The sequence below is a fragment of the Shewanella goraebulensis genome (genome assembly GCF_030252245.1).
Taxonomy (GTDB): domain Bacteria; phylum Pseudomonadota; class Gammaproteobacteria; order Enterobacterales; family Shewanellaceae; genus Shewanella; species Shewanella goraebulensis.
The window spans coordinates 4128537-4150576 of the sequence record NZ_CP126972.1; the positions used below are offsets into that span (position 1 = coordinate 4128537).

At 41.9% G+C, this 22040-nt stretch carries 15 protein-coding genes; 9 read left to right on the forward strand and 6 right to left on the reverse strand.

All coding sequences use genetic code 11. The features are described from left to right. Positions 1–76: 76 nt before the first annotated feature. Positions 77–1522, forward strand: a complete 1446-nt coding sequence (locus tag QPX86_RS17440; RefSeq protein ID WP_285163345.1) for an OmpA family protein — start codon at positions 77–79, stop codon at positions 1520–1522. 78 nt (positions 1523–1600) lie between these two features. On the opposite strand, the gene pyrC is transcribed toward QPX86_RS17440, so the two are convergent. Beyond that, entirely contained in the window at positions 1601–2638 is a 1038-nt protein-coding gene (gene pyrC / locus QPX86_RS17445) for a dihydroorotase (protein WP_285163346.1), read from the reverse strand. A 288-nt stretch (positions 2639–2926) separates the two neighbouring features. On the opposite strand from pyrC, the gene QPX86_RS17450 reads away from it, so the two are divergent. The 3 genes from QPX86_RS17450 (at position 2927) to QPX86_RS17460 (ending at position 6700) form a co-directional block, all read left to right on the forward strand. After that, positions 2927–4042, forward strand: coding sequence for a PQQ-dependent sugar dehydrogenase (locus tag QPX86_RS17450; protein ID WP_285163347.1), 1116 nt, complete (start codon positions 2927–2929; stop codon positions 4040–4042). 64 nt (positions 4043–4106) lie between these two features. Beyond that, the gene (locus QPX86_RS17455; protein WP_285163348.1) at positions 4107–5285 is read left to right on the forward strand and encodes a BamA/TamA family outer membrane protein; all 1179 of its coding nucleotides are present in this window, start codon (positions 4107–4109) and stop codon (positions 5283–5285) included. Positions 5286–5779: 494 nt separating this feature from the next. Continuing rightward, positions 5780–6700, forward strand: a complete 921-nt coding sequence (locus QPX86_RS17460) for a manganese-dependent inorganic pyrophosphatase (RefSeq protein ID WP_220752967.1) — start codon at positions 5780–5782, stop codon at positions 6698–6700. A 129-nt stretch (positions 6701–6829) separates the two neighbouring features. On the opposite strand, the gene QPX86_RS17465 is transcribed toward QPX86_RS17460, so the two are convergent. Next, the gene (locus tag QPX86_RS17465) at positions 6830–7150 is read right to left on the reverse strand and encodes a GRAM domain-containing protein (protein WP_220752968.1); all 321 of its coding nucleotides are present in this window, start codon (positions 7148–7150) and stop codon (positions 6830–6832) included. A gap of 249 nt (positions 7151–7399) precedes the next feature. Between QPX86_RS17465 and QPX86_RS17470 the strand changes: the two genes are divergently transcribed. From QPX86_RS17470 to QPX86_RS17485, 4 genes are all read left to right on the forward strand, one after another. Then, positions 7400–7744: a DUF4156 domain-containing protein gene (locus tag QPX86_RS17470; protein WP_220752969.1), complete on the forward strand. Its 345-nt coding sequence runs from the start codon at positions 7400–7402 to the stop codon at positions 7742–7744. Between the two features lie 59 nt (positions 7745–7803). Beyond that, complete coding sequence (mgrA, locus tag QPX86_RS17475; protein ID WP_220752970.1) at positions 7804–8820, forward strand: L-glyceraldehyde 3-phosphate reductase; 1017 nt, start codon at positions 7804–7806, stop codon at positions 8818–8820. A gap of 8 nt (positions 8821–8828) precedes the next feature. Next, positions 8829–9452 carry a protein tyrosine phosphatase family protein gene (locus tag QPX86_RS17480; protein WP_285163349.1) on the forward strand — a complete coding sequence of 208 codons (624 nt, stop codon included), beginning with the start codon at positions 8829–8831 and terminating at the stop codon, positions 9450–9452. 786 nt (positions 9453–10238) lie between these two features. Continuing rightward, a complete protein-coding gene (locus QPX86_RS17485; RefSeq protein WP_285163350.1) occupies positions 10239–11372 on the forward strand; it encodes a TonB-dependent receptor in 1134 nt (377 codons plus the stop codon). A gap of 757 nt (positions 11373–12129) precedes the next feature. Here QPX86_RS17485 and QPX86_RS17490 read toward each other — a convergent pair. Further along, a complete protein-coding gene (locus QPX86_RS17490) occupies positions 12130–14802 on the reverse strand; it encodes a TonB-dependent receptor domain-containing protein (RefSeq protein ID WP_285163351.1) in 2673 nt (890 codons plus the stop codon). Between the two features lie 215 nt (positions 14803–15017). After that, positions 15018–17849 carry a hypothetical protein gene (locus tag QPX86_RS17495; protein WP_285163352.1) on the reverse strand — a complete coding sequence of 944 codons (2832 nt, stop codon included), beginning with the start codon at positions 17847–17849 and terminating at the stop codon, positions 15018–15020. A gap of 477 nt (positions 17850–18326) precedes the next feature. On the opposite strand from QPX86_RS17495, the gene QPX86_RS17500 reads away from it, so the two are divergent. Beyond that, a complete protein-coding gene (locus QPX86_RS17500; protein WP_220752974.1) occupies positions 18327–18863 on the forward strand; it encodes a prepilin-type N-terminal cleavage/methylation domain-containing protein in 537 nt (178 codons plus the stop codon). A 74-nt stretch (positions 18864–18937) separates the two neighbouring features. Here the strand turns inward: QPX86_RS17500 and QPX86_RS17505 are convergent, their stop codons facing one another. Then, a complete protein-coding gene (locus QPX86_RS17505; RefSeq protein WP_285163353.1) occupies positions 18938–20878 on the reverse strand; it encodes a TRAP transporter permease in 1941 nt (646 codons plus the stop codon). Positions 20879–21013: 135 nt separating this feature from the next. After that, a complete protein-coding gene (locus QPX86_RS17510; RefSeq protein WP_407696601.1) occupies positions 21014–21967 on the reverse strand; it encodes a TAXI family TRAP transporter solute-binding subunit in 954 nt (317 codons plus the stop codon). Positions 21968–22040: the final 73 nt, after the last annotated feature.

The window sequence follows — 22040 nt, forward strand, 5'->3', positions numbered from 1 at the left end:
TCTCACCTATCCCCTGATGATGCAACTACATTAAAGTAGGTATCTCAATTAACACCTGTTAAATAGGAAAATGTTAATGAAGCTATTCCGTATATTATCGCTTTTTTGCATAGGACTTTTAATACTGAGTTCAAGCTTATTTGCAGCAACTAAACCTCCACTATTTGAGTCACCTGTTGAAGTAAGAAAAAGCAACTCAGTGATAAGAAATTACTCGCCTTATCAGCTCATTAATCAAGTTAATAAATCAATTCACACAACAGAAATCAAAGGCAGATTGACTCGAATTAATTATCGCTTAGACCCCAAGTTCACATCACACAATTTAATCAACAATTATCTTAATCAAATAAATTCATTAGGCGGAGAAATCATTTTCAACTGCCGTGATAATGAGTGTGGCAAAAGCTCAAATCTAAAAAATTTCTTAAAGCCTATTGATAACAACGGAAACGACAACCCAGCCCTTGTTACTGCAAAAATCACTCTTGATAACCGTGAATTATTCACCTCGATTTATATTTCCAGCTGGAAAAAAGCGACTAATATTCAAATCGATACAATTGAAGTGATTGAGGAACCGCTAGATATTATTGCTATTAATAAAGACTATCTACAAGCTGAAGTCAGTGAGATTACCGTAAAAGATAACAGTAACAAGGATGAAAGAGGCGCTAGTGACCATCCTATGCTAACGCGCATTCCTGGCGCTTATATTCAAGAATATAAAACATTCCAATTTGGCCAATCCAGTGTTGTATCGAGCAAAACGGGTAAAAACTTCACCACTGAAGTTGTTGAAGGAAAGATTACCGATATTGCATATAAATTACCTCGTAGTTATTCAGAATACGAAGTTGACGCAAACTACCAAGCTGCACTGAAAAAACTTGACTTTATCGAGACTTTTAGCTGTATAGCAAAAGAATGTGGAACCCACACTAAATTCCAAAGAAACTTCAATGCTCTCGCCACCAATGGCTCCACAGAGAGCCAGTTCTATCGACTTTTTTCACTGAAAAAACCAACAGGTAATGTGTATGCGATGACGTATGTGATTGGTTACATTAATGGCCTTTCGAGCGAATTAAGGATCATTGAAGAAAACACCTTAAACACAGACCGTTTAACCATTGACTTAGATGGATTAACGGACAAAATTGCCCGAACTGGCCATGTCGCGCTTGACGGTTTATTGTTTGAATTCGACAGCGATAAACTGATGCCTGAGGCAATGGATGTAGTAAAAGTAGTTGCTGAGTATCTTAAAAGTCATCCAAAACAACAATTCTATGTTGTAGGACACACAGACGATCAAGGCGGGCAAAGTTATAATAAGGTGCTGTCAGAAAAACGCGCCAAAGCGGTTAGAAGTGCACTCATAAATGACTTTAATATTAAGCCAACTCAAGTTGAATCAACGGGTCTTGGCGAATATGCCCCAGTAGCTAGCAACATGAATGATGCTGGTAAAACACAAAATCGTCGCGTCGAGCTGGTATTGCGGTCGGACAGTAAATAATCGTTAATTCATAACATTGAAATACAGCCACAAAAAAGCCAGCATCTCTGCTGGCTTTTATTGAATAAGCAACAGATCTTAAGCCGTTTTAACTTTCCAGTTAACCGTTTCGCCCGCAAAGAATGGCACGATTGGATTTCCGTTTGGCAAGATGATTTGCTCTGGCACAGTCCACTCTTCTTTCACTAATGTCACTGTGCCTGCGTTACGCGGCAGGCCATAAAAATCAGCTCCGTGTAAGCTGGCAAAGCCTTCTAATTGATCTAGTGCACCTAAGTCATCAAACACTTGAGCGTATAGCTCTAGTGCACTCCATGCGCTGTAACAACCTGCACAACCACACGCTGATTCTTTGCGGTGCTTTTCGTGTGGCGCAGAGTCGGTACCTAAGAAGAACTTGCTTGAGCCTGTTGCCACTGCAGCTTGCAATGCTTGCTGGTGAATATTGCGCTTAAGCACTGGTAAGCAGAAGTTATGTGGGCGCACGCCGCCAACTAATAGGTCGTTACGGTTTAACAATAAATGCTGCGGTGTAATCGTTGCTGCAATGTTGTTTGGTGCATCAGCCACAAACTCAGCCGCATCTTTAGTGGTGATGTGCTCGAATACCACTTTAAGGTTTGGCATCGCCGCAACAATGCGCGCCATGTAGCGATCGATAAATACCTTTTCGCGATCGAAGATATCAATGTGCGACTCGGTCACTTCACCATGAACCAGCAATAACATACCTTGCTCAGCCATCACTTCGAAAATTGGGAATAACGCATCTAATGCTTTCACCGCTGCATCAGAGTTGGTGGTTGCACCCGCAGGGTACAACTTAGCAGCAACAACACCCGCAGCTTTGGCATCAATGATGTCTTGGGCTGTGGTGTTATTGGTTAAAAATAACGTCATTAGAGGTTCAAATGAACTGCCAGCAGGACGCGCCGCTAAAATACGCTCACGGTAAGCAGAAACCATTGTCGCATCGGTTACTGGTGGCACTAGATTTGGCATCACAATCGCACGTTTAAATAAGCGAGCAGTCGCCGGAACCGTTTCTTCTAACATGTCTCCATCACGGAAATGTAAGTGCCAATCGTCAGGCGTAGTAATAGTGATTTGCGTCATTTAGGGTTCCTAAAAAGTCGATTGCGGATAATTGGGCGCTATTGTGCCTCAAAAGCGGTTTTCTTAATAGATGCAATCCTTAAACGCTGAGTTTTACAGAGACAAAAAAGCCCCCTTATTTCACTTCCTTATCTAACGAGATCCGCTAATATAGAGTTTATTTTTCAATCATTTTATAACAATAGTCTTGATAATAACGCCACTATGATTGAATTGAATAGTTTGGCTTAAATAGCTTGGATTAAATTGAATAGATTGAGTTGGCTTTTCAGCACAGGGATGAATAACATGAACAATATATCCGTTTTGGTTAAATCACTAATATGCGGCTTAGGGCTTAACCTGAGCATGTCAGTTACAGCCTACGCCCTACCGTTAGAAAAAATTCAATTGCCTGATGGCTTTAGCATTGAACTCTATGCCGATAATGTTAAAAACGCCCGCCAAATGGCTTTAGGCGACAATGGCACCTTATTTGTGGGCAGTCGCCGCGCTGGTAATGTTTATGCACTTATTGATAGCAATAAAGATAACCGAGCTGACCAGCAAATCACCCTTGCCAAAGACTTGTTCTTACCATCAGGACTTGCCTTCCATGATGGTGACTTATATGTCGCCGAAGTCGATAAAATTTGGCGCTATAACGATATCGAAACCAGTTTACCCACTATCCCAAAGCCAGAACTTGTTTACGATAAATTGCCAAATAAAGCCCATCACGGCTGGAAGAACATCAAATTCGGCCCCGACGGTAAGCTTTATATCCCTATCGGCGCACCTTGTAATGTGTGTGATGATCCCCTGCCATACTCATCAATTTTAAAACTCGATGTCGATACCAAACAAACCACCACTGTCGCCCAAGGCGTGCGCAACAGTGTCGGGTTTGATTTTCACCCCAAGACGGGGGAGCTATGGTTTACTGATAATGGCCGCGACATGATGGGTGATGACTTACCTGACGACGAGTTAAACCGTGTCAGTAAAGAAGGTCAGCATTTTGGTTTCCCTTACGTTCATAACGCTGATATTAAAGACCCTGAATTTTATGATGCAGAAAAAGCCAAACTCAATACACCGCCTGAGCTTAACCTTGGCGCTCACGTTGCCGCATTGGGTATGGAGTTTTATCTTGGTAATCAGTTTCCAGCAAAATATCAAGGCAGTATTTTTATCGCCCAGCACGGCTCTTGGAACCGCAGCAGTAAAGTAGGTTACCGTGTAATGCAGGTGGTGCTTGATGGTAACAAAGTTAAAGATTACCTGCCGTTTGCCACCGGCTGGCTGCAAGGCGAACAAAGTTGGGGGCGACCTGTTGCCGTGCTTACAATGCCTGATGGCGCATTATTGGTGTCAGATGATGCGGCCGATGCCATTTATCGTATCAGCTATCAACCAGACTAATAATCCAAATACTTGAACCATAACACTGTTATGACTATCGTTGCGTTATAGGGAAATCACTACGATGAAATCGACGTTTCGTCTTGCTATTGCAAGCTCGCTGTTACTTGGACATACCGCATTGGCCAGCACCAGTTTTATTGACCCCATTGACGGCTATTTTGATGCTGGCGAATACCTTGCTGAAAATGCTTATGGTTTTCTTCCTGTACCTAGCATCATTACTGAACCCTCAGTTGGCACAGGGCTCTTACTTATGGGCATTTTCCTGCATGAAAGTCCTGAGCAAACCGCCAAGCGTCAGCAAGTAGCCAAAGACTCGGTTGATGGCGGTGCCCAATTACTAACCCCAGGTATTTCAGCAGCAGGCATTGGCGCGACTGATAATGGCTCAAAGTTCGGCTTTTTAGGCCATAGAGAAACATGGCAACAAGATCATATTCGCTACCTTATCGGTGGCGGCTACGGTGATGTGAATATGAACTTTTACAGCCAATCAGACTTTGCTCAAGACATAGCCTTAGACTTGAATATGCAAGGCTATGGTCTCATGCAAAAACTGCAGTTTAGATTATTCGACAGCCCATTATTTTTAGGTGTCACCCAAAAATACGCCAAGGTGGATTTAGCAAGCAACAAAGAGCTATCACTACTGCCACCTGAGTTAGTTGACAGGCTCACCGACATACTTGACCCATCGCCCGCAGTTTCATCCCTCGGCGCCGTGTTGCAATACGACAGCTTAAACAACTTTTTTATGCCTACCAAAGGCTATGACTACACCATCGAATACGACTGGTTTAATACTGCAATAGGCAGTGACTATGATTACCAAACCATCAAGGCCACTGGGATTAATTACTGGCCAATGACACAATCCGTCACCCTTGGGGTAAAACTTAATTATCAAACCATCAGTAGTGATACTCGCCTGCCCGTCTTTACCTATCCCTACATTGAAATGCGAGGCATCCCGCGAAACCGATATCAAGGTGAAGCGGTATCGACCGGAGAAGTTGAGCTAATGTGGCGAATAACTCCACGCTGGATGGTACTGTCGTTTGTGGGTAGCGGCCTTGCTGGCGACAGTAATAGTGATATGTGGGACAGCGACGAGCAAACCGCCTATGGAGCTGGTTTTCGTTACACCATCGCCCGTCGATATGGCCTGCATATGGGAATTGATGTAGCAAAAGGCCCCGAAGATACCGCATGGTATATCAATGTCGGTACAGGGTTTTAGCCTTCTGTGAAACTTGCTTTACGCTGAAAATTAAGTACACCTTTCAGAAGTGATTCTCAGCATTTGTTATTTAGCTGAATTGAGTTGAGCTGAGTTAATAAAACTAGATTCACAACATAGGAGAACCGGATTTAAATTACACTTCAAGATGACCCAAACTAGATTGATTCAGGTTGTCTTAAAACGTCTAAGCAGCTCAGATAATTGTTTGAATTAAAGATGACTAAAGCTAAGTAATTTGCTGAGCGAATATAGCTCAAGTTGTTTAGTTATATTTTACCTTCCCTTTATCTTCTTTAAATAAAATTCGGGAGTGAACTATGTGCCATAACATCGATGTCCATTTCAATAGAAGAATTTCACAGCTAATAACCTTGCCAAATAGTCAGATTCAACAGCCTATAAGTAAAAAGCTTCATGCATGGTGCTTTTTAGTTATTGGTCACTTGCTTATTTCTTGTTAAAATCGCTGCAAATTTATAGGAGCGTTTCAAATGGCAATGTATGTAGTGGGTCACAAGATCCCAGATTCAGATTCAATCTGCGGTGCAATCGCACTAGCTTACTTAAAAAATCAAATCGATGAGCCTGCTATCGCAGCGCGTTTAGGTGAACTTTCACCTGAAACAGCCTACATCCTAGATAGATTCGGTTTTGAAGCCCCAGAATTCAAAGAAAGCTACGCTGGTGAAGAAGTTTACATCGTCGATCATTCAGAGCTAACGCAAGCGCCTGATGATATTGCTGAAGCGACAATTGTTGGTATTGTTGATCACCACAAACTAGGTGACTTAACCACTTCAACACCGCTTGAGTGTTGGATCCGCCCAGTGGGTTGCTCGAACACTGTGATTAAAATGATGTACGATTTCTACCAAGTAGAAATTCCAGCAAACATCGCAGGTATCATGATGTGTGCAATCTTAAGTGACACTGTTATCTTTAAGTCACCTACTTGCACTACTGCTGATATCCGTTGTGTTGAAGCGTTAGCTGAAATTGCTGGTATTGAAGACTTTAAAGAAGTGGGCATGGAAATGTTCAAAGTAAAATCAGCAGTTGAGGGCACTCCAGCTCGTGATCTTGTGATGCGTGATTTTAAAGACTTCAACATGAACGGTAACCTTGTAGGCATTGGCCAGCTAGAAGTTATCGACCTATCTGTGTTTGATGATATTAAAGCGGATTTGGAAGCTGATATTGCCGCACTTAAAGCGGAAGGTAATCGTCACAGCGTATTATTACTGCTTACCGATATCATGAAAGAAGGTTCTGAAATGCTAGTAGTTTCAGACAATGCTGACTTAACTGAACAAGCATACGGTAAAGCAACAGTTGATGGTCGAGTGTGGTTAGATGGCGTATTAAGCCGTAAGAAACAAGTTGTGCCTGCATTACAAGACGTGTTCGCCTAAGCGACTCTTCTATTGATTAAAACGTTAGCTTTTTTTAACGATTTTACTCGCTAGCACTAAAAAAGCTGAATCATTTGATTCAGCTTTTTTGTATTCAGTTATAGCTCGTTTGTTTCTCGTGAGAATTAACTATGAATGTGTCAGTAACTCAATCCAAGCTTCTGAGTCAGCAACCATAAACTTATAGCTTTTATGATTACTCAGCTCAACTTTAATCGCATCTGCTGTTACAGGTAATACCCCACCACCAGTTCCCCAGCACTTTTCGACCTTTTCAATTTCATTAAGGGCAATTTCATATGGGCCCATTTCAAAAATCTTATTTGAGGCTTCAAAGCATAAGCGACTTTCTGTTAATGATAATTTGCCATCACCACTAAAAGCCCCATTTTGCGCTGTTGCAAAAGTGGATTTAATCACTGTCTCATGACCAAAATCTATCGTGCTCATGGATATTTCCTTATTATGTCTTTGGCACCATTCTTAATTTATTCTCAATTACGACTGAACATACGTTAAGCTGTATTAAATCATAGCGATTGTATTAGCCACAGCACTAATGAATAGCATATCTTTGTCATATTTAGCTTGCTGAATCAAACACCATCTTCGCTATAACTAATACAAGTATAGACAGCGCAAGCTGAACAGCCATTGAACTAGTTAAAAATGACCTGATTAAGTTTAAATAAGGAAATTATGCAGCAGAGTAAACAGAGACTTTTAACATTCAGCTTGGTGTTAGCAATCATTACGAGCTTAAGTGGTTGTATCACCTTAGCCGCACCCCAAACACAAGAGATTGAAGTACTATGGTCAGAGCAAGGTGATATGGATGTTTGCGAGCTAAAAGGCACCCTTATTGGCTCGCAAGGTCATTGGTATGATTACTTGTTTATCTCCAATAAAGACCTAACCCAAGGTGCGATTAACCAGTTGCGCAACGAGGCCAGCAGCTTAGGCGCTAATACGATTTTTTTATACAAACCTAAAGCCTTTGCCACCTCGGTGACTTTTATTGCTAATGCATATGTATGCCCTTAAGTTAATACCAACCAATTAGCACTAACTCATATTTAAACTCTTCATTTTTAGGATGATAAATGATTACTCACGAACCCACTTCTCATTATGTTGCCAACCCTAAAAGATATAAAAATATGGCTTATGAACGTTGTGGCCGCAGCGGTATTCGTTTGCCCCAATTATCATTAGGTTTATGGCAAAACTTTGGCGCAGATGATCCTCGTTCCAATGCGCGTAGCATGCTGCAAACAGCTTTTGATAGTGGCATCACTCATTTTGATTTAGCCAACAATTATGGTCCTCATTATGGCGCTGCAGAATCTACTTTTGGCTCTATCTATCAGCAAGATTTTACGCCATACCGTGATGAGTTAATTATTTCCAGTAAGGCAGGTTATGACATGTGGCCAGGGCCATATGGTATGGGAGGTTCTCGTAAATATTTAGTCGCAAGTTGCGATCAAAGCCTTAAACGCACAGGGCTCGAATATTTCGATATTTTTTATCATCACTGTATGGATCCAGACACCCCACTTGAAGAAACCATGCAGGCGCTGGATTATATTGTCCGTTCGGGGCGCGCCTTGTATGTAGGGATTTCAAACTACCAACCAAAGCAGACTCAACAAGCTATCGCTATTTTGCGTCAGTTAGGCACACCATTACTAATCCACCAGCCTCGCTACAATATGTTTGATCGTTGGATTGAAGATGGGCTCACTGATGTGCTTAACGCCGAAGGGGTTGGGTCTATTGTGTTTTCACCTCTAGCTCAAGGGGTATTAACCGACAAATATCTTAATGGCATCCCCGATGATTCTCGGGCTGCGCAGCAACATCAAATCTACCTTGCAAGTAAAGATATTACCCCAGCAAGACTCGCTAAAGTTCAAGCCCTAAATAACATTGCCAAGCAGCGTGGGCAGTCTTTAGCGCAAATGGCTATTGCATGGACATTAAATAATGATGCGGTCACTACCTGCTTGATCGGTGCTAGCCGCTCAGCCCAAATTATCGACTCAGTAAATGCCCTTGATAAACTCGATTTTAGCGAGCAAGAATTAGCGGCTATTAACAACATCCTAAAGGAATAGGACTTTTCATGAATATTAAAATGAACTCAATATTAAAAACCTCTCAACAGATAAAACAGCGCGCTAAAGGAATACTATCAATGACAGTGATGATGACAGCTTTATCTGTGGGAGCGATTAACCCTGCTGCAGCTGAAATCAACCCTGCGCATTTAAATGACATTAAAGCGATCAAAATTAATAACAGCCAAGTGATTACAGCAGGCTTGCCTACCAGCGCTGAGTTTCAGACTTTACAAAAAGCTGGAGTTGAAGTGGTGATCAATTTGATCCCAACCGATAATCCCAATTTCTTAACTGAAGAACCTAAATTGGTATCTGATGCAGGAATGCAATATGAAAATATTGAAGTGAACTGGCAACAACCTAAAATTGAAGATGTTGAACAATTTTTTGCCGTTATGGAGCAGCACAATGATAAATCAATCCTAGTGCACTGCGCAGCTAATTACCGAGCTTCAGCCTTTTATTATTTATACCTAGCAACCCAAGGTATCGATGTTTCTGGAGAAGTACTAGAAGATACGTTATCGCCTTGGGGCGACTTACAACAAAGCTTTGCTAAATACCCGCAATGGCAAGCACTTATCGATGAAGTCAAACTTAAATACTCTACAAGTCAAGTCCAATAAAATTAACAAGTTAGGTGATAAGCAAGGCCTAAATATCTGAAATAAAATACAACAGATAATACGAAAATCGCTAGCTTATTTGAAACGGATAATACAAATATATCATGACGAATATATGTTTCTCTTGAACGTCGCTTTTGATGTTCAAGAGTTTCTTTTGTCACCCAAATAACAAATTATCGTTTCCCAGATCTCATTACTGGCAAAACAACCTGTATCTCAACCAATAAAACCTTTACTCTCGCGCACTTCTGATGTGCCTTCAATATTAGTCAATACTTAGCAGTCGCCTTTTAACCTTGACCCAATCCAAAGTTAATCAAAATTATGGCACTAAACCAAAATGCAAAATAGCGCACAACTAGTCTATATCTATTTAATTCAAATAGAACATTAGATTTCAGAAGGAAGATTAATTCCGCAGCACACTTGAATATTTGTAGATAGGCTAGCATCAAAATACGCCTATCTACTTACCTACATTATTCTTAGTAAATTAGCTGCCTAATTAGTCATCAAAAACCCGTTATCAAGGCAATGATTTGCTCTTCTAGGTTGTCTTATTCAACGATGAAAGCTAAATACTCACCACATTATTGTAAAGCACTTGCCTGCATCAACCTCTAGATTAACAACTGATTTAATTGGCTGATTAATCAAAGTTAACACGCTCAACGATTGTGAATTCCACCAGAAAAAAGTTATTTAGGGGCTGTCAGCGTAATGGGTGCCGATAAATTCAGTAAAGCGCTTAAAAATATAAAATCTACAAATAGAAAGGGAAAAATGATGAAAAAAACCGCCAAGTTTATGTTGTCGATGGTGGCTACAGCAATTGCAATACCTTCAGTGAGTGTAATGGCTGAAGAACAAGAAGATGGCATAAATATCGGAGGCGCTGTGCGCGTTAATTACGCATACAGAGACTACGATGAGTCTAATAAAGATAAATTAGGTGAATTTGATTTTGATATAGCTTCAATCACATTTGACGGAAAAGTAGGTGATTGGGGGATTGCTTCAGATTACCGTTTTACCTCAGATAGCAACTACATAAAATACGGTTATGGCTTCTACGATATTAATCCTGAATGGCAGCTTCAACTTGGTATCAATAAAGTGCCATTTGGTAATCCTGGTTTCATTTCAAACAGCTTTTGGTTCGGTCTTCCTTATTACCTAGGTTTTGAAGATAGCCACGATGTGGGTATTAAAGCTTCTTATGATAATAATGGCTGGAATACTGATATCGCGTTCTACAAAAATCCGGTTTATAGCGCTACTGAAAACAAACGTTACTCAGCGGCATTATACAGTGGCGAAATCAATGGTACTGAATACCACAACGAAGAAACCAACGGCTTTAACTTCAGACAAACCTATACAGCTGAGTATGAAGGTGGCTCGACAACATTTGGTGGTTCAGCCCAGTACGGTCAGATCTATAACAGTGATACAGGCAATATGGGCGACCGTTATGCTGTAGCACTGCATTTAGACAGCACTTACAAAGGATGGAACCTACAGCTACAAGCGATGCAATATGAGTACGATGCAGCAGATTCTGCAGACGACAATAAAATTGGTATTGCAGTGGTTAGCTGGCAGTACGAAATAGCCTCAAAAGGCCAAGCGTACAGTGCAAACATCGCTAAAACATTTGCCACTGATTTTGGTAGTGTTAAATGTTACAACGACTTTGGTTTAATGACCCCAGATGTTGCTAACGATAGCTACGACAACAGTATGCAAAATGTGACGGGTTGTGCCATATCAGCTGGAGCCACCTACACTATGGTTGACTTCATTCTTGGTAAAAACATGACTTTCGCAACAGCTAATAATGACCATATAGGCTTACCAGAATTCGGTAATGACTGGGATAAACGAGTTAATGTGAATTTCGGTTATTATTTTTAAGCAACCGCTGACGCTATTATTGGTAGTTTTACCGATTAATAGCTAAAACATAAGCAAAAACGGCCGCTTTCTTGTTCCAAACGCTTTATTTTAGCTAGCCTAGTCTTTGTTTAAAGACTCTGTATTCATTAAAAAAACGACTAAATCCCAGAAACAAAACGGCCACTTTCTTGTTCCAGAAGAAAGTGGCCTAGTGTTATTTTTTAGCAATAAAAGGATGAAGTAATATTGCTAAATTGAACACTGTTCTTGCTATTTTTACGACTAACTTCTTTGTTAAAACGCCTGTCTTAAATAACGTTTCATTAATAAAGAAGCGTGTGATGTCTAAAGAGAAATGTTCCAGACCTCAAATTAAAACATCACTGTACACTAGGGCTTGTTGATCTTTGCTGGTTGAATTTTGTTCGAGTTAAAAACGTTTTAATTGAGGCGGATGGATTGATGCCTAGTCACCTAAGCAACTCTTCATCCAACAAAGAGTAAAACGTTTTTAGCCGAACCCTTCGGGCAGCATTTGTTGACCATTTTTACTACGTTATCGACATTTTATGTAGAATAACTACACCACAAAGTCTCTGCCTTGTATAAATAGCCAACAACCCGCTGCAAAAACAACCTTGAAAGATTAACAGGCCCTAAACTTTTAGCATTAAAAGGATGAAGTAATAATGCTAAAAATCAGTACCTTGTTACACTCAAGAAAACCAAAGGGTTATCATATAGCCGCAATACAGTGACAACCCTGCTACTATTTTTAGTATTGGTAATCAAACTGCAGAGTGAATTCTGTACCTGGCTCTTTTGCGTATACCACCACATCTTGTTGGTCGTATTCAGTCGTTTCACCAAGGATATTCTTCACTTTAAACTTCACGCCAAAGCTTTCTGTTGGTAAAAAGCTATAGGTGAAATCTAAACTGTGGAATGGTTGCTCGTAAACGTCATCTAAACCACCACGTCCACCATAAGCAATACGTTCACCAAAGACGTTATATACCAGTGTGGCACTATGAGATTCATCGGCTGAGTCATAGCTAAACTGCATGTTAGCTACCCATTCTGAATGACCTGTCATACGGCGTTTATTGTTAGTTGGGTCAATCTCACCGTTGCCAGCGATTTCAATTTCTGAGTCACTCAAGGTTAAGTTACCCGCAACAAAGAAGTCTTCCCAAAAGCCGCCTTCACTACCAATAAAGCCAAGGTCATGTAAAAACTCAGTTTCGACGCCGTAAATCACACCTGATTCAGCGTTATAAAACTTAAGCTGGCGACCTGCTTCCGAAATACGTTGAATCGCTTCAATCGGTGCATCGACATCTTTATAGAAGCCACCGACACTTAAGTTAGCACCATCATCTGAGTAGTATTCCCAGCGTAAATCGAGGTTATATATATCTGAGCTTTCAAGCTCTGGATTACCGAAGAAATCAAAACCAGTAATTGGGTCTTGGAAACGTACCGGCGCAACTTCACGTAAGTCAGGGCGAACCAGTGTTTTACTTGCTCCTAATCGCCATTGACTTTGATCTGATGATTTCCACGTTAACGACATTGACGGGAACCAGCCATCTTCAGCAATAGCGTAATCTTCCATATCATAACGACCACCTTCGTCAGACACTTCACCATCTGGCGTCAGCGGCAAGGTTACACGGCGAAAATCTTCATAACGCACCCCAGCAACAAAGCGCCATACATCATCAAAGTCGATATCAAGATTCACAAAGCCAGCATCAATCATTTCTGCCGCAATGTAATCTTCAGTGTCTGTTGAGGCATCTTTAAGTTCTAAATCTAGATTGTCATTGGCAATGTTTTCATCTGAGAAAATCTTATCAAATTCACCCGATAAAATGTCACCGTTTGGATCTGTTGGGCTTAAGCCCACATCAAAGCCTAAGCGGGTAGCGTAGCTTTCACGAGTACGTTCAAAATATTCATAACCACCGCTAATTTTCATGACGTTCATGCCAAATTCAAACGGCAGGGTTAAGTCAAATTTGTAGTTTTCAGTATTATCATCAAGGCGGCTATATACATACTTTGGCGCATCTTGAGTATTCAAGTTGCGGCTCGTCATGTTGTTCGCATCATCGAATAACACGTTATAAGTGTATGAAAGCTCATTAGGTGCATAACGCTTTGAGCTTGCGTTTGAATACATCCAATTTGCTTCTAAATCCCAAAGGTATTCGAAGAAATGATTACCCTGAATTTGGTTACTGATTAGATTACGTTCTTCATAAGATACGTCATACACTTGCAGAGCATTTGGCTCTGAAATGGTATCGATAGTTTCTTCTATAGCAACTGAAACATCATCAGAAGTATCACGTAGGTAAGTCGAAAAGGTCTGAATTTTATGATCGTAACCAATTTCTAAACCTAGGTTGAGCATCCCGGACATCTGCACGATTGAATCGGTACCCATGACATCTTTTGAATTTTCGATTTGTACGTTGTCAGCATCACCCGCCAACTCAACTTCAGTTTTAGTGTAGTTTTCAGCTTGCTCTTTGTAAGACACAGCTGTCATGGCACCAAAAATAATATCGTCGGTGATATCCCAGCGATCACCAATGGCGATATTGCCACGAATACCTGGGTCAGTGTTTTCAGTGAAAACCGTCATATCACGATACATATCACTGGCTAAGCCACGGTTAATTTCCTGCGCCTGAGCAAAATCAATTGTACCGTTTGAGCCAGTAACGATATCAATTGGGCTAATGCCGCCATACATGTTCGTGACATCATTAATGCTATTTGGCATCTCGCGAGTGCCATCATCTTGTCCCATCCAGTCGTCACCGCCACCGTTATAAGTGAAGGTATCGTCAGAATCATTGGTGTTGTAACGACCACCTAATGAAACTTTAAAAAAGAAATCTGCAGGAATGGATTTAGTTCGAATATCAACGTGACCACCACCAAATGCGGCAGGTGTGCTTGCTGTACTCGCTTTTTGTACTGAGAGTGATTCGATAATTGAAGCTGGGAACATATCCAGCGGAACCACGTTACGAGTAGGGTCTGGTGATGGCACAACGGCACCATTTAAAGAAGTACTTGAATAACGTTCACCTAAACCACGCACATAAATAAACTTGCCATCTTTTAGGGTTAAACCTGTCACACGGCGAAGTGCTGCTGCGGCATCACTGTCACCCGTTCGAGAAATTTGGTCAGCGCCCATAATGTCTACGACAGTAGGCTGCTCGCGACGTTCTTCAACAGCAGCTGAAGCGGAGGTGCGCAAACGACCAGTAACAGCAATAACTTCAATTGGGAAATCTTCACCTGGATCAACCTCAGGCGTTTCTTCCGAGTAAGCAGGCAGTGTTGTAAAAAGTGAGGCTGCTGAAATAGCAGTTACAACAGCTAGGCTTAGCTTGTTAGCGATAAAACTCGGCTTGGTTTTCATAGCGTTTTTCAATCCTGTACACAGTTCAGGTAGCGCCATCTCGATGCAGTTTGACGGCAGCGTCTAGAGCATCAGTGGCAGATAAGTAACTTGGTTATTTCGGTTGTAGCATTAGGACAAACTTTAAAAAGCGCTCAGTGATAGAGACTGTCTGAGCACTTTTTTAAACATCAGAGGAATACCCTCTGATGTTTATGGCTTAGTAACTAATTCAGTTACTTAATAAAAGCCCAACCTTCACGCCAATCAGTCTGGCCATCGAAAGCACCAATATAATCAGTAGAATCGAAGAAGGTGTCAGTTGTGCTCATATCAAGACCTGTACCTAGCAATACTGTGTCAGTACCTGCTGGCATACCGTCTGTTAACGTCACTGCTTGAGCTGAGTTGCCCGTTTGCGCTAAGAACCATGCTTCTGTGTCAACGGCATCAGTCGTTGCAGCATTGTCAGAGCTATACTTGAACGGCTCGTTACAATCGATAACTGAGTGAGAAATCATTAATGACCCATCGTTAACATTGTCCACAAGACCCGCATAAGTCCCGTCTAACTCTAAACACTCACCGGATTCAGTTTCAGACGTTGACCCTTTACGACCTTGAATCAGTAAGTTGTGGATTGAAGCCGCAGTTGCAACGCGAAGGATAATCCCTTCACCTTTGTCGCCACTGGCATTTTCAATATCAACACCTGGTAAAATCGTCACGTTTGAGATAGTTGGGTTAGACACTGGCGTATCGTCAGTCCCTTTATGGCTATCGCCTTCAAAGCCACGGTTAGCTTGACCGTCTTCGTGAGTGATATACACGTATTGTGCTTTACCCTGCCAGCCGTTAGTCCAATCTAAGCTGTCATCGAAGTTGTCTGTTAAGTAAACGTATTTAAGGTTTACCGCACCACCCCAGAACTCCACACCATCATCGCCATTCGCATGAACTTGAATGTGGTCAACTTGAGTTCCGCTACCTACTGCAGCAAACGAGATACCGTTCATTTCTTGAGTATCATTAACTTTGAAACCAGCGTATTTCACTACCACGTAGCTAACTTGACCACTGCTATCAGCATTGTCATTACCGCCGTATGGGAAGTCGCCTACTTCGAATGAAGCATCACAAGCATTTTTATCAGGACAAGTGTTTGTTTCGCCGTTACCCAGTAAAACTAAACCACCCCATTGGCCGCGCTCACCTTCTGCGCCTGCAATCACATCTTGTTGCGATGTCATTACGATTGGGTGCTCAGCACTACCTTGAGCCATGATTTTTGAGCCACGGCTTACTGCAATGTAGCTGTTATCAGTAGCAAACATTTGTGTGCCAGCTTGAATGGCTAATGTTGCGGAATCAGTATTATCACCACCTACAACCACTGCGCCGCCATCTACTTTGTACATCACGTTTTGACCAGCAAGCAGTGTTGTATTTGTAGTAATGTTGCCTTGGATTGAACACACTAAAGTGACGCTGTCATCTTTATAAAGGCCTGCAACCACTTCTTCAGAAGTTGTCCCAACAGGACATGACGTTAATACAGGTAACTCAGTCGGTGCAGGCGCTGCATCTTCGTGAATTGCTGTCGTCCAACCGGTAGTCCAGTCAGTCGTGCCGTCAAATGCACCAATGTACTGCGCATCAACTAAACGGTCATCCATATTGGCTAAATCGGCCGCACCGCCAGTTAAGGCAACTGAAGATGAGTTAGGCATGTAATCAGTTAAGTCAGATGCACCGACTAAGTTGCCTTCTTGCTCAAGGAACCATTGCTCCACATCAAGTGCTAATGTGCGACCTTCTTCAGCATCAGGTTTTGCATCTTTAAACGGCTCAATACAATCGATTAAGCTGTTTTGCATGTTTAAGTTGCCAGCTTCAGCAGCTAAAACGGTATTGTCGTCATTAACTTCTAAACACTCACCTGAAGCAACATCACCTTTAACCAGCATGTTGTAAGCATCTACTGCTGTGCCTTTACGTAATAAAATACCTTCAGCATCGTCACCGCCACTGTTCGTGCCGTTAGCCACTTGAATAGTGAAGTTAGCGAGAGTTGGACGAGATTGCGGCTCTGCATCAGCGCTGCTGTTGCTGTCGGCTTCAATACCACGGTTAGAACCGTTATCTTCTTGGCGGATATAAACGTGTTGTGCACTACCTTGCCAACCGTTAGTCCAATCTAAAGAATCATCAAAGTTTTCTGTTAATACAACGTGTGAAAGTGAAACGTTACCGCCCCAGAATTCAACGCCGTCATCGTTATTTTTATGAATTTGAATATGGTCAACAGTTGTGCCTGCACCTACTGCCGCAAAACTGATGCCGTTCATTTCTTGGGTATCGTTGATTTTAAAACCACCAAACTCAACGCGGACATACTGGATAACACCTGAGTTATCTTCAGTGTCATCACCACCGTAGCTGTGACTTCCTACTTCAAAAGCTGCATCACAACTGGTTAAATCAGGACATGAGTTAACTGGCGCGTTACCTAAAACAACTAAGCCGCCCCACTGTCCCGCTTCGCCTTCTTGACCCAGTGCAGATTCAAGTGACGTAAATACGATAGGCGCTTCAGCGGTACCTTCTGCCATAATTTTTGAATCACGGCTAATGACTAGGTAAGACTCGCTTCCACCCACAATTTTAGTGCCAGCCATAACTGATAACTCAACAGAATCAGCTTTATCAGCACCCGCGATAACAGCACCATCAAGCATCCAAACTACATCATTACCAAGAATGATTTTGTCGCCGTCTTGACCACCAACATTGACTGTTGAAGCTGAAGTTGAAGGAGCAAGTGTGCCAGATAACACCCAAACCTCTTTGCCGTCTATCGCTGCGATTGTCGCGCTCTTCTCAGCAAAACCACCGTAAGCCGCTTCTTGATCTGATACGTCAGGAGTCGTTGGCGTATCTGGGGTCGTTGGCGTGTCCGTGTCTGAACCAGTATCGATATTGATATCACCACCACAACCAGCAAGCAGTAAGGTTGCAGAAAGTGCAGCAGATACAGCGTTAAGTTTAAAAATGTTTTTCAGTTCCATTGTCATCTCCGAAGACGGAATTAAGCGTGTTAAGTAATTTGGCTGGTCGACAAATTAACCTGCAAAAATGACAAAAAGACTTCGCCTAAGTGACAGCAAGATTTCAGAATAATGAAGGGAATATTAAAGTTAATAAAAAACAGAAGGTTACATAGTGAAACGCTTGATATTAATTAGTCACATATTTAACAAATAATTTACTAAGGTCGCCAAAAGTAATTATTTAGGAGGGGTGAGCAGACTATTATTGAACGAAAAGACAGAAAAACAGCACGATTTTTTAACTCTATTTGCACGAAATATTGAAGTAATATGACAGTGAAAAGTCACAGATTTAGCAATTCAAATAGGGAGAACTTACTATCCTAAACACGCTGATTTGAGTTTTTCTTATACATATTAGTCAATGTGTTTTACCATACAAAATATAAGTAAACCCTAATAAACAAGCTGTTAATTCACTTTAAAGGATAAAAGATGGCGATTAACTCAACCTCAGGCTCAATTAAACTCACAAGCACTAAAGGCTTTACGTTAATTGAATTAGTGATTGTTATCATTATTTTAGGGATCCTCGCTGTTATTGCTGCACCTAAATTTATCAATCTTCAAAGTGATGCAAAAATCGCGACCGTACAAGGGGTAAAAGCCGCGATTCAGTCTTCACTTGATTTAGCCTATTCACGCGCTGCTATTGATGGCGTCGAAAAAGATGACCGCAGTTTGATTGATTACAACGGCGAAGTAATAGAGATGAAACTGGGCTACCCAGAAGCCTTTGGCGAAAATGATGGCGGCGGGTTACCACAAATGCTCGAAATCGGCTCTGAGATAGACTTTTGTTTTGGTAGTGGAAGTTGTACACCAAACGTAGAAGCAGGCTCGTCAAATGTGCGCTACGGCTATGATTTAGATGATGAGACAATTAATTGCCATGTACGTTATATAGAACCGACTGGCACTGGTGGCTCAGCAACGACTTACACATTAACGGTCGATATCACTGGCTGTTAACCATCAATATGCTTATTAGATAAAAAATAGGTTTAGCCGTTCAAGCTAAACCTATTTTTTGTTAACTCGCCCTATTAAACCGCAGCTTTATCTTGCGTTTTCCACTGCACAGCCAATAACCCCAATACAACCGCCACGCCAATAAAGCCTGTGCCAAACGGATTAAATAGCACCCAAGGTACTGTGGCGATAGCAACCAATCGCTCAACCGTCGAAAGCGAACGTAACAAATAGCCTTCAATTGATATCGCAATAGCTACGATAATGCTAGCGGTCTGAATAATCGCGAAGGTAAATGCCATCATGCCTGCATCAGGATTAAGCAAATCGGTATAGGCCATCATTATTGGGATTATGAACAAGCCGCCGGCTAGCTTAAATGCCTCAACCGAAGACTTCATTGGGTTGGCATTGGCCACACCTGCTCCCGCAAATGCCGCAAGCGCAATTGGTGGGGTTACATTTGAAGTTTGCGATAACCAGAACACAATTAAGTGCGCAGTTAATAATGGCAAACCAAAGTCACCCAGCATAGGCACAGCCATGACAGCGAGGACAATATAAGCTGCGGTAACCGGTAAGCCCATCCCTAAAACCAGTGCCACAATACTGATAAGTCCCAGCGCGACCAACATATAACCGCCAGAGAAATCCATTACAAATTGGGTGAACTGTAACCCAATCCCCGTCTGGCCTACCACACCAACAATGATACCTGCAGCGCCACAAGCAACAGAGATGGGTAACGCTAATAGCGCACCGTTTTTCATGCCTTCGATAAACTTTTTAATCCCAATTCGGCTGTGTTTTCGCAGTGCAGCAGTCACCAAAATTGCCGCGCAGCCTGCAACACCAACTAACAATGGTGAGTAGGCCATCATCAGTAAAGCGGTGATAATAGCGAGCGGAATAAGGTGATGAGCACCGTGTTTCATGACCTCAATGACGGCTTCAGTGCGACTCGCCGCTTTTAGGTTTAACTTACATGCCATTAAATGCACATAAAGTAAGGTACAGAAGAAGTACAAAATAGCAGGCGCAATAGAGGCCAACATGATCTCGCTGTAAGGCACGCCAGTAAACTGCGCCATAACGAACGCACCTGCGCCCATAATCGGCGGCATAATTTGTCCACCCGTTGAAGCAGAGGCTTCAATACCCGCAGACTGCTCAGGGGTATAACCTAACTTTTTCATCATCGGAATCGTCACTGCACCTGTGGTCACTGTGTTTGCAATTGCCGATCCTGAAATAGAGCCAAGCCCAGCTGATGCCAATACTGCAGCTTTGGCTGGGCCGCCGCGATATTTACCCGCTATAGAAAAAGCGAGATCAATAAAGAACTTACCTGCGCCAGTGACTTCTAAGAATGCACCGAACAGTACAAAAATAAATACCGTGGTGGCCGCAATGCCTAAGGCAGAACCAAACACACCATTAGCTGAATAGATTTGGAATTGAATCAACTCTTGTAGCGAATAGGCTTTGGTTGCCATCGCGCCCGGTAACAAATCACCAAAGCCACTGTAAGCGAGAAACATACCAGCAATCAGTACCATCACCCAACCCACGGTACGTCGACAACCTTCCAGTAATAAGAGTAATAATGCACTGCCCGCCACTAAATCAACTGTGCCTAAACCATAAAGCATATGGTCAATATCGTTGTAGTCGAAAATCGACATCCGATAACCCGCAAACACGGTTAATCCACATAAGGCGAGATCAAATACACGACCAATCAAATAACCTTTTTTGCGACGGTTTTTAATCAGTGGATAATGTAAAAAAATTAGGACTAATACCCAGCACAAATGCACGGGACGAAAATAAGTGGCCGATATCGTTGACGTAATACCTTGCCAGATTTGAAATGAAGACAATAATACTGCAATGATTAACGTAGTGTAGCCTATGATTTTTATCGTTTTTTCATGTGGAAGAGCGTAATCAACCCCTGTACCTTTATCGGTACTCACATACTGCTCGGCTTGGTTGCCTTGTTCTTGGGTCATACTTTTTCCTCTCTGCTAATGATTGTCATAACGCCCAATCAATCGCCTAAATATACAAAGGCAACATTACGTTGCCTTTGTCTTTTTCACGTTCGCCTAAAGGTGTTAAAACAACCTAGAAAACTAAGTTGTTTTTTACTTAATACTATCTAAATACTTTTGCGCACCAGGGTGTAATGGCACACCTTGCAGGCGGTCAGCATTTTCAGGTGTTGTGGCTTCAGCAACCTTCACGACCTTTTGCACTTCTGACATATTCTCAAAAGCAGCTTTAGTTAAGTTAAACGCCATCTCATCACTCATTTTGGCGCTAACCACAATCACATTCCATACACTTAATGTCGGCACAGCGCCCACATTGTTGTATACATCGGCAGGAATGGTGTAATTGCTATAAGCAGGGTTTTGCTTAATAAACGCTGCACTTTCTTCAGCAGAAACAGGAATAATATTAACCTTATGGGTTAATGCCACTTGAGTTACCGCGCCAACACCTTGACCACCCACAATAAAGCCTGCATCAATTTGACCATTAGCTAATGCGTTGGTGGTTTCTGAATAATTCAAGTAAACAGCAGTGATGTCTTTTTTCACATCAATACCAATAGATTCAAGTAGTGCAGCAGACGTTACCGCAGTGCCACTAGCAGGAGCACCTAATGAAATACGTTTTCCTTTAAGATCGGCAAGCGAAGTAATGCCTGACTTTTCAAGACTAATGGCATGCACAAGGTTTGGATATAAGGCAAACAGTGTATTCACTGGCATTGCATTTCTGAACTTACCTTCGCCTTTATAAGCATCAAGGACAACATTACCCATCGCAATACCGGCAATCATATCGCCACGTACCACTTTAATTGTGTTCTCAACTGATGCGGCAGTGACTTCAGCTTTAACGTTAACTTGTGGGACTTCATCTGACCACACTTTGGCTAACGCACCACCAAATGGATAATAAATACCGCTTTGACCACCAGTACCAATTGAATAGTTCTCGGCTTTAACCGCAGTTGGCAATACTAGTAACAAAGACAGTATCAACGCACGATAAAACATAGCCTTCTCCTTCATTTTTATTAATTTCATTAGACTTTACTTAACAAAGCCTTTAAATATTTATACATTTTTTTCGACTCGATAGTCTCTAAAGGGGTAGATA

What these genes read in the sequence shown, in the direction of transcription:
- QPX86_RS17510 (WP_407696601.1), bottom strand. Translation starts at nt 21,967, where the DNA reads ATGAAATTAATAAAAATGAAGGAGAAGGCTATGTTTTATCGTGCGTTG.
- QPX86_RS17455 (WP_285163348.1), top strand. Translation starts at nt 4,107, where the DNA reads ATGAAATCGACGTTTCGTCTTGCTATTGCAAGCTCGCTGTTACTTGGA.
- QPX86_RS17505 (WP_285163353.1), bottom strand. Translation starts at nt 20,878, where the DNA reads ATGACCCAAGAACAAGGCAACCAAGCCGAGCAGTATGTGAGTACCGAT.
- QPX86_RS17470 (WP_220752969.1), top strand. Translation starts at nt 7,400, where the DNA reads ATGCAGCAGAGTAAACAGAGACTTTTAACATTCAGCTTGGTGTTAGCA.
- pyrC (WP_285163346.1), bottom strand. Translation starts at nt 2,638, where the DNA reads ATGACGCAAATCACTATTACTACGCCTGACGATTGGCACTTACATTTC.
- QPX86_RS17440 (WP_285163345.1), top strand. Translation starts at nt 77, where the DNA reads ATGAAGCTATTCCGTATATTATCGCTTTTTTGCATAGGACTTTTAATA.
- QPX86_RS17500 (WP_220752974.1), top strand. Translation starts at nt 18,327, where the DNA reads ATGGCGATTAACTCAACCTCAGGCTCAATTAAACTCACAAGCACTAAA.
- QPX86_RS17465 (WP_220752968.1), bottom strand. Translation starts at nt 7,150, where the DNA reads ATGAGCACGATAGATTTTGGTCATGAGACAGTGATTAAATCCACTTTT.
- QPX86_RS17490 (WP_285163351.1), bottom strand. Translation starts at nt 14,802, where the DNA reads ATGAAAACCAAGCCGAGTTTTATCGCTAACAAGCTAAGCCTAGCTGTT.
- QPX86_RS17450 (WP_285163347.1), top strand. Translation starts at nt 2,927, where the DNA reads ATGAACAATATATCCGTTTTGGTTAAATCACTAATATGCGGCTTAGGG.
- QPX86_RS17495 (WP_285163352.1), bottom strand. Translation starts at nt 17,849, where the DNA reads ATGGAACTGAAAAACATTTTTAAACTTAACGCTGTATCTGCTGCACTT.
- QPX86_RS17480 (WP_285163349.1), top strand. Translation starts at nt 8,829, where the DNA reads ATGAATATTAAAATGAACTCAATATTAAAAACCTCTCAACAGATAAAA.
- mgrA (WP_220752970.1), top strand. Translation starts at nt 7,804, where the DNA reads ATGATTACTCACGAACCCACTTCTCATTATGTTGCCAACCCTAAAAGA.
- QPX86_RS17485 (WP_285163350.1), top strand. Translation starts at nt 10,239, where the DNA reads ATGATGAAAAAAACCGCCAAGTTTATGTTGTCGATGGTGGCTACAGCA.
- QPX86_RS17460 (WP_220752967.1), top strand. Translation starts at nt 5,780, where the DNA reads ATGGCAATGTATGTAGTGGGTCACAAGATCCCAGATTCAGATTCAATC.